Raw genomic sequence first — 15026 nt, forward strand, 5'->3', positions numbered from 1 at the left:
CTCTCTTTTTTTATGCCTGCAGGAAAGTGAAGGTTTATGTTTCACTATTCGTGAAGGTGGCGCTATACCTGTAAACAGGGTAGGTGCTGGTGTTGTTTCTACTATCATCGAGTAATAATTACTCTTTATAGTTAAACAATATTAAAATCGATCGCTTAGGCTCTCTTTTTTATGCCTGTAGGAAAGTATATAACTGTAAGTCGTTCAAAAAGGTATATGTGTTGAGAACGAAGCAATACTGGATGTAAGTGCTCTGCAGCTTTCTGCAGGCGAAAAAAAACCCTAAATGAACTCTCATTCAGGGTTTTTAATTAAATGCTGTTAAACGAGCTTAGAAGCCGTAAGAAGCACCTAGTACTAGTGCATTATTTGCATCTTGATTATCTACATTGTTACCCTGGCTGCGGTACTCAATGTATGGTTGAACACCTGAGCGAGTCCAAGTTGCACGGAACTCGTGATCCATAGACTCTGCATCAAGCATGTAGACATTGTTGTATTTTACGGTAACTGGCGAGTCTGAGAATGCGTAAGCAATGGCGTTATCCATACGTGTATCGTCTGATGCACCTACAGCGTCAGTTGCATCTAAGTGCCAGCGTGTACGGTTAGAGATAGAAAGACCGTTATCGAAGTTGTAGCCAATTTTAACTAATGGACGGTATTGTACATTTTCGCCGTTAGCAATCAGGTGGTGGTAACCTGCTGCAACCCATAGGTTGTCATTAACACTGTAAGACTGTTCAAGGCCTAAGGTGATGTAAGTCGGTGCGTTGGCGTCAGTTTTTAAATCACCAACCTGAATGCCGTCAAACTCGGTAAGAATAGTTGTTCCCGTTGAGAAAGTATGGCCCGCTTCTAAAGTTGAAGTCGCGCTAGAGCCGTGCATTTCTGTGCTGTGGAACTGTACGTTACCAGTTACATAAGATGAGCCTGCTGCAAAAGCTGTTAAAGGAGCTGCTAGAAGAGTTGCGCATGCGATAGCTAGTGGAAGTTTTTTCATAGTTTTATACCTTGTTTAATAAAGTTTAGAAATTCCTGTCAATAAATTTCACTTACTCCATGTTAGCGAGGTGCTGTTAATTGATGTTTCAATTCCATGAAGCCTTTTTAAAAAGGTATTAATTAAGCATCCTGCGGTTTTTTCCATACCGCTTTATTTTCACTGAGTATAAAGTTTTGTGTGAAGTTATCAATATCATTATGATCTGCTGGTTCAGGCAAATACGATGTCTTTAGTCATCTTTTTGTAAAATACAAAGCGTTTTGTTTTGTGCGGAAAATATTGGATATAATGTGCTGAACACACCGCGGAAGGGCACTAATACTGGCTGCTTTTTTAATAAACATCTGGATAATTCTGTCTCGTCTGGCCGAAAGAACGCAGGATAAGCCTTAAAATACCCGTTTAAAAGACGATAACGGCTAAAACAGTTGATCAACTCACATTATTTTTTGATATGAAGAAATAAGCGGGAATGTATTATTATGCTGCGCAGTACTTGCTGATCTTATGTCTGTTCTGGTTGCCGAACTGTATAGAAAATATTTATAAATGATTAGATTTCAGTTTCATATCTACAGGGATGGGCTGCTAGAGTTATCCTCTAAAATAAGAGGTGCGTCTCATTTTTAGCGGGCAAAACCCAAAAACGATTGAGATTAATATGAAGCGTCATTCCCATAGAGGCTAGTCGAATATGGTAAACAGCATGCGTAATTTTTGACAGTAGGTGTGATGCTGCAGTCCGCGATTTTACGCGGACTAAAGCCGTTAAATAACTTCTTTTCTAGCTCGTTTGACCACATGCTCAGGCATCTTCTCAGCCAGGCGAGCAAGAAGGTCTTTGGCCTGTTGATGAACTTTCGGGTCGGGAATGATGTTAACAAACAGTACTCGGTAGGCATCTTCATAATCAATCGGGCTTCCGTAGCCGTTAATTAACAGACGTACGTAGTTAAGCTGTGCTTTTAAAAAACCCTGCAGCGCCGCCTCGCGGTAATAAATGACGGCACGATATTTATCTTCTTCGACTAGAATACCCTTGTCATAATAACGGCCAAGCTGTTCGATAGCCGCCAGCAGGCCTTGTTTTGCGGCCAGCCTGATGTAATGCATACCCAGTGATGCATTACGGTCTACACAAACTCCCCAGGCAAGCATGTCTCCCCATAAATAGGTGTATGACGGCTCTTTAATTTTTACTGCATGCGCTTCAATATCTTCGACTAACTGACATTCATCTGCTTTGACCCGCTGCAGATGCTGGTTAATATTGATCAGCTTGTTTAGCTCATCTTGAGAATACAGCTGAATTACTTCAAAATTAGCAGCCGCGGCGCTGGTGCTGAGCAGCAGTGAAAACAGTAGAATAATAATACTCTTATTCATGGTCTTATTACCTGTTAAATTAAGTCCTTTAACCCTTATCGGCAGCTGCGTTAAATTCTTAATGTTTATTGTTTAGTTTCACTACAAATAAAAAAGCCTTCATAAAATGAAGGCTTTGCCGGGAAAGTGATTGTTCAACCTTAAGCTGTTTTAAATACCGCTGCCCTGATCTTCTGTTTCATCTTCATGCAGCCCGCATTCACGTTTCAATCCAAAGAAACGCGTATCTTCTTCGCTCATACCGACTTCGAGCGGGCGTGATGTCTGTACATCTCCGACGGAAACATAACCCTGCTCCCACAACGGATGATATTCAAGGCCGTTGTCTTTCAGGTAATAGTGAACTTCTTTATTACTCCAGTCGATAATGGGTAAAAATTTAAAACAGCCGTTTTGAATACTCAGCACCGGCAGTTGACCGCGGCTGGATGCCTGTGAGCGGCGCAGTCCGGAGAACCAGGTTTTTGCATTGAGTTCTTTTAATGCGCGTTTCATTGGTTCAACTTTATTGATCAGGTTATATTGTGTTAAACCTTCAACTCCCTGCTCCCATAGTTTTCCATAACGGGCTTCCTGCCACGAGGCACTTTGCTGTGCGCTGTATATCTTAAGATTTAAGTTTAACTGCCCCGTTAAATCATCAATAAACTGATAGGTTTCAGGAAACAGGTAACCGGTATCCGTTAAGATAATCGGCGTATCTGCCTTTACCTGAGTAATCAGATGCAGGCATACTGCTGCTTGAATACCAAAACTTGAAGATAAAACGAATTCACTTTCAAGATTATCAACAGCCCAGACTACCCGTTCATAAGCTGTTTTCTTCTCGAGCAGGGCATTAACTTCTGCTAAAGCTTCTGTACGCTGCGCTTTATCCAGGGTGAGCAGATGCTCCAGATCTAATGGTTTAGTCATGAAAATCCTTAGAAGCGATAACCACTTCAGAGACAATACCTGCACGGATTGCGAAATCACCAAAACATTCATCTTGATTACGCTCGAGTGCCCAGCGGCCGATTAACTCGTCTAATGTTTCAACAATCGTAACTTCATCGATATTTTCTTTATACATCTTAGGCAGACGTGTACCGTTAGTGTTACCGCCTAAATACAGATTATATCGACCTGGTGCTTTACCGATTAAACCAATTTCAGCCAGCATTGAGCGGCCGCAGCCGTTTGGACAGCCGGTAATACGCAAGATAATCTTATCTTTAGCAATGCCGTGTTTAGTTAATAAGCTTTCAACATCATCGGTTAAAGCCGGCAGGTAGCGCTCTGCTTCAGCCATCGCTAACGGGCAGGTTGGTAATGCTACACAGGCCATTGAGTATTTACGCTGGTCAGTTGTTCCATCATCGATCAAACCACACTCACGCGCCATTTTTTCGATAGTCTCTTTTTGAGACTCTTCGATTTCTGCAATCACTAAATTCTGGTTAGCGGTCATACGGAAAGTACCTGTGTGTACTTTAGCAATTTTGTTTAAACCTGACTTTAACGGTTTGTTCTCAAAGTCTAAGATACGACCATTTTCAATGAATACAGTTAAGTGCCATTTGTTATCGATACCTTTAACCCAGCCGATACGGTCGCCGCGTTCAGTAAATTCGTAAGCACCTGGTGCTGCGAATGTGATGCCTGAACGTTTTTCAACCTCGTTTTTAAAGGTTTCAATACCGTGAGTCTCTAAGGTGTATTTAGTACGAGCATGTGAGCGGCTAACACGGCCGCCTAAGTCACGTTGCGTTGTTACTACTGCTTCAGCCACTTCAATTACTTTGTCTGCTGGAATAAAACCAAAATCGTCACCTAAACGCGGAAAAGTAGTTTTATCACCGTGCGTCATGCCAAGACCTGCACCAACTACTACGTTGTAACCGATGATCTTGTCATCTTCAATGATGGCAATAAAGTTAAGATCGTTCGCATGAATGTCCACATCATTGTACGGCGGCAATGCCACAGCAATTTTAAATTTACGCGGTAAGAAAATATTCTGGTAAATCGGCTCTTCTTCGGTATCTAATACTTTTTCACCGTCTAACCAGATTTCAGCATAAGCATTGCTTTTTGGTAAAAAGTGCTCACTGATCTGTTTAGATAACTCATACACCTCTGTATGTAACTCTGACTGCTCTGGGTTTGAAGTACAAATGGTATTACGGTTAACGTCACCGGCGGTGAAGATAGCATCGATGTCGGCTTTAAATTTCAGCTCTTGGAACACTGATTTTAAGTTACGTTTAAAAATACCGTGGTATTGGAACGTTTGACGTGTGGTTATACGAATGCTGCCTGCGTCAGTTAACTCTTCAGCCACCCGGTCAATCTCTAACCATTGCTGTGGTGTTACTACTCCACCCGGCAAACGTGCTCGTAAAAGAAAAGAGTATAACGGCTCTAATTTCTGTTTCTTACGTTCTGCACGGCGGTCACGGTCATCCTGCTGGTATAAACCATGGAATTTAACCAGCTGCACTTCATCGGGCGGAAACGAACCTGTCGTCGTGTCGTTAATACCTTCAACTAATTTACCGCGAAGAAAATTACTTTTAATTTTAATGCGTTCGTTATCGTGTAATTTCTGGCTCATTAGTAAACATCCCTTTGGTAGCGTTTTGCTTTACGCAGTTCATTCAATTTTTGTTCAGCGTCTTCAAGGCTTTTGTTACCCTGTTCGCTGATAATTTCAATTAGTGCCGTGTGTACATCTTTTGCCATGCGGTTTGCGTCACCACAGACATAGAAATGTGCACCATCTTCTAACCACTGGTAAACCTCATTTGCATTCTCTTTCAAACGATCCTGCACGTAGATTTTTTGTGCCTGGTCACGTGAGAATGCAAGGTCGAGTTTGGTTAACAGGCCTGATTTTAGGTGTGACTGCCACTCTGTCTGGTATAAGAAATCTTCATTGAAAGTCTGATCGCCAAATAACAACCAGTTCTTGCCTGCAGCATCAGCCGCTTCACGCTCCTGCATAAATGAACGGAACGGGGCGATACCTGTACCTGGACCAACCATGATGATTGGTGTTTCTGAGTTAGCAGGTAAGCGGAAATTGTGGTTATCTTCGATAAATACTTTTACCTCAGCGCCTTCTGCCAGTCGGTGGTTTAAGAAACCAGATGCACCACCCGATCGTTTTTCACCCTGGTCACTTTCGAACAAAACAGAGCCAATTGTGAGGTGAACCTCTTCCTCAACTTCTGTCTGGCTAGAAGCAATAGAGTATAAACGCGGGCTGATTCGACGCAGTAACGTAAGGAAGTTTTCAACAGTTACAGCATCATTACCGGCTTCACTAATCACATCAACAATTTGATTGTTATTAGCAAAGTCACGTAGTGCGTTTTTATCTTCGCTGAGTTTTAATAATTCAGCATTGTTAGTTAATTTTGCATAACCTTCAATAAATGCAGGGTGTGTGCCCGTTAATTCATAACATTCAATTAAGGCATCGGTTAACGTTAGTTTTTTATCATCAACTGTTACTTCAGCGTCTGCATCAAGGTTTAATTTAGTGATGATTTGAGCAACCAGAAGATCATCATTTTTAAACCAGACGCCCAGTGCATCACCCGCTGTGTAGGTTAGCTCTGAACCTTCTAAATCGATTTCGATATGACGTACATCTTTAGCAGAGTGGTCTCCGGTTATTTTTTGGCTAACCAGCAGGCTTGCAGAGAATGGGTTATGCTTATCATATTTGTTTGCAGAAACAGTTGCTGCTGCAGAAACTGCTGGTGCGTTTGTAACGCCACCTGTCTCTAATGTTTTTTCAATTTCAATTAACGCGCTTTCAATCCAAGGGCCGGTGACTTGATCGTAATCGACATCAGCGTCTAAACGCTCAAAGGCAATCGTTGCTCCTAGTGCGCTGATCCGCTGCTCAAAGTCTTTACCTGTCTGGCAGAAAAACTCGTAGCTTGAATCGCCTAAGCCTAATACCGCAAACTGTAACGATTCTAATTTTGGTGCTTTTTTCGTTGCTAAAAACTCATGTAGATCAATGGCATCATCAGGTGCTTCACCTTCGCCATTGGTACTTGCAACGATAATAAGATGACTTTCATCTTTAATGCTTTTAACTTTGTAATCAGCCATAGAAACAACACGGTGTGCAATGCCTTTAGCATCCGCAGCAGTGCTCAGCTGCTCAGCAACACCTTTACAGTTACCCGTCTGCGTGCCGTATAATATTGTCAGGCTTTGCCCTGCGCTTGTTTGTGCGGTCGCCGGCGCCTGACTTACCCCTGCTAAATAACCGCTAACCCACGCAGTTTGCACCGGAGTAAAATCAGCCATCGCCTGCTGCAGCTGCGATAACTGCAGCTCTGATAAAGGCGAGGTTAAAGCCGTAAGATTATTTAGTGCCATAAAGGTATTTTCCATTATTTCATAAAGATGCTTAGATATTACGCGCTGTGAAAATCACAAGATAATAATAAAATTAGCTTCTTTATAACCAAATGGAATTTAAGCAGATGTGCAGAAGGCAGCCGTAACACGTTATTTCTGGTGTTGTGCTATCTTTGACCCCTGGTTCATAACTATTACTACAAAGGATCTTTTATGAAGAGCTTATTTCTGCTCTTATTCATTTTTTCATCGTTATCCAGCGCTCAAGAGCAAACAACCGGCGGCCAGGAGTTTGTAAAGAAGGTGAACTCTGCTGACCAGCTGCCCGTCCACGAATGGGGAATTGCTGTCGGCCTGCGTAATGCGCATATCCCTTTTGTTACTGATGATGATGTGGTTACTGACTTTGTACCGAAACTTTTCTATGAAGGTGAGCATCTTTATCTACGCGGGGAGTACGGCGGCCTACGTTTTTATCAACAGGATGATTATAACTTTAGTGTTCTCGGGCGGTATCGTTATTTTGATTTTCCGGCACAGTATCAGAATGAATTTCAGGGCACAAAAATTGATTTCGGGCTGCAGTTTGAATATTTATTTGCCCCCAATTTTCCTCTGCAGATTGAACTGATGTCGGACAATGACGGACGAACTTATCTTAACAATCATTTACGTTATGCGCTAAAAGCGGGATCCTGGGATATCGATTTAGGCACTACTTTTCGTTATAAAAGCACTGAATTTAATAATACCTATTACGGCCTGGGCCTTGAAGATATAGGAAGTGATTATGATCTAAAAGTAGGAACACAGCTTCGTTATCATGTTGTCAGTAATTTGTATTTAATGGGCGAAGCGAATCTGACCCGCTTAGGTCATAATACTTATCATAATCCGTTAATCGCTTCGCCAACTCAGGCGGATCTGTTTCTAGGTTTTGGTTTTTTTAATGATAAAAGCAATCCTCAGCCGTTAACATTGCCGGACAATCATTATCTGCGCTGGTCATTCGGCTGGGCAACGCCTTCAAATATAGGTGAGATTATTCGCTTTAACAGTGAAAAAGATGAATATAATAATCGTCTGACTTCTCTTTTTTATGGTTTTCCATTAAGTGAAACTTTATTCTCTTTACCCATTGAACTGTATCTGACCGGCGGCTACGCTTTTCATCTTGAATCTGAGGTCCAGGATCCGATTAGTGAATATGTCGTCGCGATAAAAGCTTATTATACCTTTACCTGGCCGACGCGCTGGCGTTTTGGTTTTGCGGAAGGTTTATCCTATGTGTCTGATCTGACTTATATAGAAAAAACAGAGATGGAAAATAAGGAGTATAACGGCAGTCAGCTGCTCAATTATCTAGACTTTTCTTTGGATGTAAATCTTGGTGATCTGTTTAATGAACCGGCGATGGATAAATTATGGTTAGGTTACGCGATTCATCATCGTTCGGCTATTTTCGAAACAAGCTCATTATTTGGACGTATTAAAGGCGGCAGTAATTATAATACGGTTTATCTACAGTGGCATTTTTAGCTTATAAAAAAATAGAAAGGCTGAGCCGCATAGCGGTTCAGCCTTTAAAGTTCAGATTTTAAATCTTTTGTTTTACTGTGTGCACTGCGCAATAGAAGAGTTTAATCCATTCGCATAATCTAATGCTGTCTGTTTATCAAAGAAGAACAGATCCACATTATCAAACTGCTCCACACCATTATTATCGCTTAGTATAAAATGTGTTTTAAGATAATCTGGATGGCTGTTATCACAGATGATGTTACCTTCAGTTGCCTCATCCTGTTCTTCGGGAATACGTAGAATACCTGCATCATCGACAACATAATGATAGGCAACACTATCGGGCATACTTGTTGAATTTTTTAGCCCCTTAACGCTTAATTTTCCGTCACTGTTATAGGTAACCTCTTGAACGACTGCTACGTCAGTTAAGCCGAATTCATCACCTCCTTCGGGAATGAGATCACCATTTTCATCAACTGCATTGCCATTTTCATCGACAAGATCACCGTCTCCAAACCAGACAACGTACAGTGTTTTACCTGTTAGATAATCAATTGAAAATTTCTCTGGTGCTACATAGAACTCTTTTGCATAAACTCCAGATAGCGGCTGCTGGCTGTCATCCTGCCATTGGAAAAAACCTTTAACGCTGTATTTATTACCTTCAGCTGCGGTTAATGCAAAGCTGTCGCGAGTAATACCGTCAGAGAAGGTTACCTCTAAAATGCCGTCACTATTAATTTCCCATGAAAATGTATCACTGGCATTACCATCTATTTGAAAGATACCGCTGTTGTCTGCATCAAATGAATAACTTCTTGCATCGTCCGGTGCCACGAAGTCCAATTCTAAACCTGCAATTTCAGCCGTATTAAAAGCTGTGTAATTACAGTCCTCTGCAAGTGTTAAGAAATCTTGATAGCTTGGTGAGCTGTCTGGTCGCTGGTTTATTTCATCCCAGCCGCTATCGCCGTCGTAACAAACAAAATAATTAGACTCCGATGCTTGAAGCTCTGCAAGACGCGTTTCAGCCTGGCTTTCATTTAAGTAAAATTCTCCAAGCCAGTTGCTCCACATAAAGCTGTTTGTTTCTGTGTTGATTGAGCTGATACCTAACCAGTGGCGCTGGTATGCATCAAACCAGTTCCATGGTTCTTCGACATTAGGCTGTAAAAGGAAAAATTGATCCGCGCTATTTAGCACCAGCCAGCCGTCTTTGAAACCGTTATCGGCAAGGGTAACTGTGTTGAGCGAATATTGGCCGTTAGTAACGATTGAGTTGTTACTGACAAAGTACCAGGTTCTGGCGCTTCCTTGCTCATCATAGATAAACGATGATGAGGTAATCGGTAGATTATATCGACTTAAACCTGCAATAATCTGTTCATTAATATCAGCAAGCGGTGTTCCGCCGGAACGTACATCTTCTATTTTTTCAGCTAGATCAACAACAGACTGCGATCCCCACTCCGGGAAACTGTAACCAACCCAGATGCCGTTATTTTGCTTTTGGTACACTTTGTAGGCTTGACCGGGATCTATTGTGTCAGCTGTAAAATCGTAATTGCTAAGAGGGTGATGTGTCCAGGAAACGAGTTCATTACTTTCTGTATCACTAACCGAAGTTCTAGTCGAGCTGTACTCATGGAATAACAAGCCCTCAGGGTTATCTGCATTAACCAGTTTAATGTTGGCTTCATTATCTGTATTAAGTACATAACGTTTACCAGCTAATACTTGTATACCCTGCGAGTCTAGACTTTCGGTGCTTTCAAACCAGTAAGAGGTTAACATGTCGGCTTTACCGGCGTTATGGTTGTAGTCAGCATATTCTTCATCCATGCCGTCTGTCGGGTCTGCCCATACCGGACGTCGGAATGTATATATGTAAGCGTTATCAGCGTTCGCGGTAAACTCGAAGCTTTGATTGATTGTACCGTCGGCTTGCCAGTCTCTTTGATCAGAAAGTTTTTTAAGCCCGTCTTCTGCAGCTTCTTCGATACTGTGGAATGCATATTCAGGCGTTAACGTTTCAAGCTTGGTACGATCAAAGCCGCTAACAGGATACTGATTAAAATCCGTAGTGATTGTTTTCGTTTCAGCACCTTCTGACCATGATATGGTAAAGCTTTGAATAGTATCTACCTTTGACAGATCTGCAGGATGGCTGCGGGAAGTGAAATCAATATCATCAAAGATTCGTCCATTCCCATTTTTGATTGTTGGATCTTCAGCACTTGCATCACCTTCATCTACGTAACTCAAGAATGTTTCGCCGTCTGCTGTTCTATTACCAATATCCAGGGCTTGACCGAAGAATTGGGTTTCACCATCAAGGTTGTAGTCATATGACCACTGCTTGATACGGCTGAATGAACCGTTTTCACTTAATAAGTCTGAATTTATCTCCACGCCGTAAATCACTGAATCTAGGGAGATATAAGTAGTTGTACTCGTGGTCTGAATATCACCGTTATTGAATGCTGCAACAGTTTCTATTTTTTCCACATCAAGAATGATCGCATCCTGGTAAAGGTGTCTGATCACAGGGGCTCTGTAACTTGTGCTGCTGGTACTGTCTAATACAGATTTCTGTGCATCGTCTTTATAGGCATCTGCGTTATCACCAACACCGTCTTTATCACTGTCAAGACTTTCACTGTTGTCTAACGGGAAAGCGTCATCGCTGTCTAAAACTTTATCGCCGTCATCATCGAGGTCGGCATTGTTACCGATACCGTCACCATCGGTATCAATTGTTTCTGTTTTATCAAGAGGCAGTGCATCATCCTTGTCTAAAACCTTATCACCATCATCGTCTGTATCAGTATTATTACCAATATCATCGCCATCTGTATCCAGCGTTTCAGTTTTGTCTAACGGGAAAGCGTCATCAGCGTCCAAAACGTTATCGCCGTCATCATCAGTGTCTGCGTTATTACCTGTACCGTCACCATCTGTGTCGACTGTTTCAGTTTTATCTAACGGGAAGGCATCGTCTTGGTCTAAAACTTTATCACCGTCATCGTCTGTATCAGCATTATTACCAATATCATCTCCATCAGTATCCAGCGTTTCAGTTTTATCTAACGGGAAAGCATCATCTTTGTCTAAAACTTTATCGCCGTCATCATCAAGGTCAGCATTATTACCCGTGCCGTCGCCATCAGTATCGGTGGTTTCTTCAGCGTTTAACGGAAATGCATCTTGATCGTCATTAACCTTATCGCCGTCATCGTCAAGGTCGGCATTGTTACCAGTACCGTCTTTATCTGTATCTAACCATTCAGTTTTATCTTCCGGGAAAGCATCCTTTGCATCAATAACACCATCATCATCAGTATCAACATTAGTCGCGACAGTAAGGCTGCCGTCTTCCTCTTTTACCAGACGCTGATCTTCTTTGAGTTCTTGAACGACGGCAATATCAGCAGAAAGTAACGCATCAAAATCACTGCTGCTTTCTTTGATATCCTGCATCGCCTGCTCAGATTCTGGAAGCACGGCTAATTCAACAATGGCGTTTGCTTTAGCTGCTATATCCCCTTGCTCCTGTGCAATGTAATCGCCTAATAAATCCGTTTCATCAATACCTAAATCCGCTGCGACTTCAGCTGCTGCTTGTTTTGGATCGGTTCCGTTTATTATTTTGATGTTCACTAGGGTGGAAAGTGGTGTGACCACGGTTTGCCCGGCAGGAGCCGATAATATAAAAGGTACTGTGGTTGCGATACCATCAGGGTTAGCGCTGGAGATAGTATCCTGATCAACAGTTTCAGAGGCAATTGCTTTTACGATTACCTGGTAGTCTTGTGGATTTTCGATATCGCCGACATCTAATATTGTTATACCGTCAATGCCGGAGCGGCTGCTTGGTTCTCCATCATCTAGTGCAAAATTTCCATTAAGATCCAGCCAGACCTGTGCATTTCGCAGGTAACCGTCAACGGCGCGTACAGTATAAGTATCTTGTTTTTCTGGAATGACCGGATCTGTAGTGGTTTCGGAGGAAGAGCCTCCGCCGCAGCCGGTTAATGGTATTAAACCTAAGGCAAGGACAATAGGGTGAAGTTTCATGATTAATTCCTTTTATTATCTTAAAAACGGCTTGTATCTAAAGCGCAGATTAGTGAGAAAGTATGATAAATCGCAGCTTTAATCGACTCCCATTTGGGTACAATTTAAATGTTCCTAAGCTATGCTTGATATAGCGCAGTTTCAGCCTGGGGTTACTTAAGCAAAAGGAATTGTTTATGGACGAAAGTCACTTCGATAATCTAATAAAATCCCTATACAGTGCTCTAGTGCGTCCCACTGGTTTTAATGAATTCTTAAGTAAATTAATTAAGTCTTTAAACTTATTGTCCGGCTCTATTGTGATGGTAAACAAGCCGCTTGAAACGGCTAATATCATCTGGGTTGAAGGTTTGGATATCAGCGGGGCATCGTTATTCATCAGTGATCATGAAAAGCAGGATCCTCTGATGGCCCGCCTGCAGAAGAAACCGCCGGGTGAACTGATCACCATGGGGGATTATGAAGCGCAGCAGACGCAAATGTCACATCCTGAATTTTTCCTGCATTTAAATAATGACTTGGATATCTATTATGCCGCCGGTGTTGTATTAGCAGACGATAAGTTGTGGAGCAGTCTGCTTTTCTTCCACCGTAGCAAAAATCAGGGAGAGTTTTCTTTTGATGAATGTATATTATTAGAGAAGCTGATCCCGCATATTCAGCATGCAATGCAGCTTTACCATTTAAAATTACAGCAGGATAAACAATACATTTTAACAGACCTTTTGTTTGACCAGATTCAGCAGCCGGTTATTTTATTGGATGAATCCGGTTATGTTTGTCATTGTAATAAACAGGCAGAACTTTTTTTAACGCAGCATCGTTATTTAAAAAAAATTAATGCATCGCTGCATTGGGCTAACGCCAGGAATGATCAGCAGATTCAAAAAGTAACTAATGAATGTTTAAAAGATCACAGTACCCGGCATCTGCATTTAAAATCTCCCTGCGGTACGTCAGTCACGTTAAGCTTTGTTCCTTTAGTGCATGTTGAAAACAGAATTGACAGCGGCATAGCAGTATTTATTTATACACAAAATGAAGTTGAATTAAATATTCAAGTGCTGTGTGAATTATATGATTTATCAAAGAAAGAAGGGCTGGTGTGCTGCGGACTGGTAAACGGGCGGTCACCGGCTGAAATTGCACAGGCACAATATTTATCTTATGAAACTGTGCGTACTTATATCAAACGGATAATGAAAAAAACACAGACCAATCGACAGAATGAACTGGTTGCCAAGGTGTTGTCCGGCCCTGCCAGTCTTCTTCTGCGTTCAGAGCACTAATAAAAAAGCGCCTGTAGATTTCTCTGCAGACGCTTTTGAATAGATAAAGTACAGCTGTTAGAAGTGAGCTTCTAAGCCTGCAAATACCCCTTTATTTTCTTGTTTGAAGTGATTGATCTCTGCATCTTGATAGCGGTAACCGGCACGGACTGCAAAGTTTAATAGATTGGAATCAGGGTTGAAGGTATAAGCCAGACCAATTTCAGCATCTGTTGCGTCATCATCAGACAGTGAGCCGGTAGTCACTTCAGTGAAGGCATGCATATTAACACCTGGTATATGTACTTTTGCCGCTCCGTAAGCCTGACCTAATTCAGTGCTTAAATTATTAAAATCAGTCTCCACCTTCGTATAAGCGATACCAAAATCAATTTCAAACAGGCCGTTATCAAATAGCTGATAATACAAAATAGCATTCATTGCTGAGCTGTCATTTTTAACGGAACCATCATTATATTCAGAACCTAAATCTGAGTATTTAAGTTTTGCATTCGGTATCAGCGGGATAAAATGTTCTAGGGCAACATAACCAGATAAGTTATTGCTGTCTTTCAAGTCACCAGACGTACCGTCTGCAGTGTGGCTGGTTGACATTGTGCGGTAATCTAGACCAGCATACACACCTAAAAAATCAGCCATTGACGGCATGCTGATCACACTTGCGACAATAGCCGCGCAGATTTTTTTCTTCATGATTATTCCTAATTCGATTAGTTAATATATTTATTTTTTGTGCATCTTAATTTTTTTAACCGGTGCGTCAATAATAATCTGTTCACCGTTATCAAAATACAACGAAAGTCTGACGGACTGGCCTTCGCGCAGTTCCTGTTTTAAACCTAAAAACATCACATGCAGGCCGCCCGGCTGCAGTTCGGCTTTGCCTTGCGGTGCAATGTTGATCTGTTCAACTTCACGCATCTTCATTAAACCATCCTGCATAATATGGTTATGCAGTTCAACACGTTCCGCGATATCACTATTTACGGCAATCAGCTGTACCTCTCGGACCTCTGTATTGTTGATAACCATGAAAGCCGCACTGTTTTTAGCATGCGGAGGTGTCGCGCGTACGTAGGCGTTATCAATCGTTAACGGGCTCGCAGAAGCTATGCCGCAGCAGAGCAGGGCGGCGCTGATAAACAGTGATCTAACAAACTTCATGAACGATCCTTATTTTGTACAAAAAAGTAATAATAAATAATAACGGCCAGTAATATCCAAAAGCCGAATTTAAAGATGAATGATAATGTGGTTAATAGAACAAAACTTAAAAGTAGAATGGCGGCAATAATAGTTAAGCTGAGTGCTGAAACACCAAACATAAATATAATAAATGCCGACAGTAATAATGCGCCTAACTCAAACATAACTGTCCT

The 15026-nt window shown here is 41.7% G+C and carries 11 protein-coding genes; 2 read left to right on the forward strand and 9 right to left on the reverse strand.

Translation table 11 applies throughout. The features are described from left to right. Window positions 1-331 precede the first annotated feature (331 nt). The 5 genes from G327_RS0104810 to G327_RS0104835 all read right to left on the reverse strand — a co-directional run bounded on the left by G327_RS0104810 (window position 332) and on the right by G327_RS0104835 (window position 6775). Complete coding sequence (locus G327_RS0104810) at window positions 332-1003, reverse strand: oligogalacturonate-specific porin KdgM family protein (RefSeq protein WP_019613631.1); 672 nt, start codon at window positions 1001-1003, stop codon at window positions 332-334. Between the two features lie 771 nt (window positions 1004-1774). Further along, a complete protein-coding gene (locus G327_RS0104820; RefSeq protein ID WP_019613633.1) occupies window positions 1775-2392 on the reverse strand; it encodes a tetratricopeptide repeat protein in 618 nt (205 codons plus the stop codon). 150 nt (window positions 2393-2542) lie between these two features. After that, the gene (locus G327_RS0104825; RefSeq protein WP_019613634.1) at window positions 2543-3307 is read right to left on the reverse strand and encodes a phosphoadenylyl-sulfate reductase; all 765 of its coding nucleotides are present in this window, start codon (window positions 3305-3307) and stop codon (window positions 2543-2545) included. Next, entirely contained in the window at window positions 3300-4988 is a 1689-nt protein-coding gene (gene cysI / locus G327_RS0104830; protein WP_019613635.1) for an assimilatory sulfite reductase (NADPH) hemoprotein subunit, read from the reverse strand. The genes G327_RS0104825 and cysI overlap by 8 nt, the downstream gene beginning before the upstream one ends. Further along, window positions 4988-6775 carry an assimilatory sulfite reductase (NADPH) flavoprotein subunit gene (locus tag G327_RS0104835; RefSeq protein WP_019613636.1) on the reverse strand — a complete coding sequence of 596 codons (1788 nt, stop codon included), beginning with the start codon at window positions 6773-6775 and terminating at the stop codon, window positions 4988-4990. Before G327_RS0104835 ends, cysI begins: the two co-directional genes overlap by 1 nt. Before the next feature lie 195 nt (window positions 6776-6970). Here G327_RS0104835 and G327_RS0104840 point away from each other — a divergent pair, with 195 nt between their 5' ends. Next, window positions 6971-8296 (forward strand): MipA/OmpV family protein, encoded by a 1326-nt coding sequence (locus tag G327_RS0104840; RefSeq protein ID WP_019613637.1) that lies wholly within the window; start codon window positions 6971-6973, stop codon window positions 8294-8296. A 72-nt stretch (window positions 8297-8368) separates the two neighbouring features. Here G327_RS0104840 and G327_RS25920 read toward each other — a convergent pair whose 3' ends face one another. Next, window positions 8369-12358, reverse strand: a complete 3990-nt coding sequence (locus tag G327_RS25920; protein ID WP_019613638.1) for a hypothetical protein — start codon at window positions 12356-12358, stop codon at window positions 8369-8371. A 176-nt stretch (window positions 12359-12534) separates the two neighbouring features. On the opposite strand from G327_RS25920, the gene G327_RS0104850 reads away from it, so the two are divergent. After that, window positions 12535-13647: a helix-turn-helix transcriptional regulator gene (locus G327_RS0104850; protein ID WP_019613639.1), complete on the forward strand. Its 1113-nt coding sequence runs from the start codon at window positions 12535-12537 to the stop codon at window positions 13645-13647. Between the two features lie 57 nt (window positions 13648-13704). On the opposite strand, the gene G327_RS0104855 is transcribed toward G327_RS0104850, so the two are convergent. From G327_RS0104855 to G327_RS0104865, 3 genes are read right to left on the reverse strand one after another with little or no spacing between them, the layout of a single operon-like run. After that, a complete protein-coding gene (locus G327_RS0104855) occupies window positions 13705-14340 on the reverse strand; it encodes a TIGR04219 family outer membrane beta-barrel protein (protein WP_019613640.1) in 636 nt (211 codons plus the stop codon). A 30-nt stretch (window positions 14341-14370) separates the two neighbouring features. Further along, on the reverse strand, window positions 14371-14811 hold the full coding sequence (locus tag G327_RS0104860) for a copper chaperone PCu(A)C (RefSeq protein ID WP_019613641.1): 441 nt from the start codon (window positions 14809-14811) through the stop codon (window positions 14371-14373). Continuing rightward, complete coding sequence (locus tag G327_RS0104865; protein ID WP_019613642.1) at window positions 14808-15017, reverse strand: hypothetical protein; 210 nt, start codon at window positions 15015-15017, stop codon at window positions 14808-14810. The genes G327_RS0104860 and G327_RS0104865 overlap by 4 nt, the downstream gene beginning before the upstream one ends. Between the last annotated feature and the right edge of the window lie 9 nt (window positions 15018-15026).

This window comes from Psychromonas ossibalaenae ATCC BAA-1528 (assembly GCF_000381745.1).
GTDB classification, from domain to species: Bacteria; Pseudomonadota; Gammaproteobacteria; order Enterobacterales; family Psychromonadaceae; genus Psychromonas; species Psychromonas ossibalaenae.

Coding starts and splice junctions, on each gene's coding strand:
- G327_RS0104820 (WP_019613633.1), bottom strand. CDS start 2,392: ATGAATAAGAGTATTATTATTCTACTGTTTTCACTGCTGCTCAGCACC.
- G327_RS0104855 (WP_019613640.1), bottom strand. CDS start 14,340: ATGAAGAAAAAAATCTGCGCGGCTATTGTCGCAAGTGTGATCAGCATG.
- G327_RS25920 (WP_019613638.1), bottom strand. CDS start 12,358: ATGAAACTTCACCCTATTGTCCTTGCCTTAGGTTTAATACCATTAACC.
- G327_RS0104825 (WP_019613634.1), bottom strand. CDS start 3,307: ATGACTAAACCATTAGATCTGGAGCATCTGCTCACCCTGGATAAAGCG.
- cysI (WP_019613635.1), bottom strand. CDS start 4,988: ATGAGCCAGAAATTACACGATAACGAACGCATTAAAATTAAAAGTAAT.
- G327_RS0104860 (WP_019613641.1), bottom strand. CDS start 14,811: ATGAAGTTTGTTAGATCACTGTTTATCAGCGCCGCCCTGCTCTGCTGC.
- G327_RS0104865 (WP_019613642.1), bottom strand. CDS start 15,017: ATGTTTGAGTTAGGCGCATTATTACTGTCGGCATTTATTATATTTATG.
- G327_RS0104810 (WP_019613631.1), bottom strand. CDS start 1,003: ATGAAAAAACTTCCACTAGCTATCGCATGCGCAACTCTTCTAGCAGCT.
- G327_RS0104850 (WP_019613639.1), top strand. CDS start 12,535: ATGGACGAAAGTCACTTCGATAATCTAATAAAATCCCTATACAGTGCT.
- G327_RS0104840 (WP_019613637.1), top strand. CDS start 6,971: ATGAAGAGCTTATTTCTGCTCTTATTCATTTTTTCATCGTTATCCAGC.
- G327_RS0104835 (WP_019613636.1), bottom strand. CDS start 6,775: ATGGCACTAAATAATCTTACGGCTTTAACCTCGCCTTTATCAGAGCTG.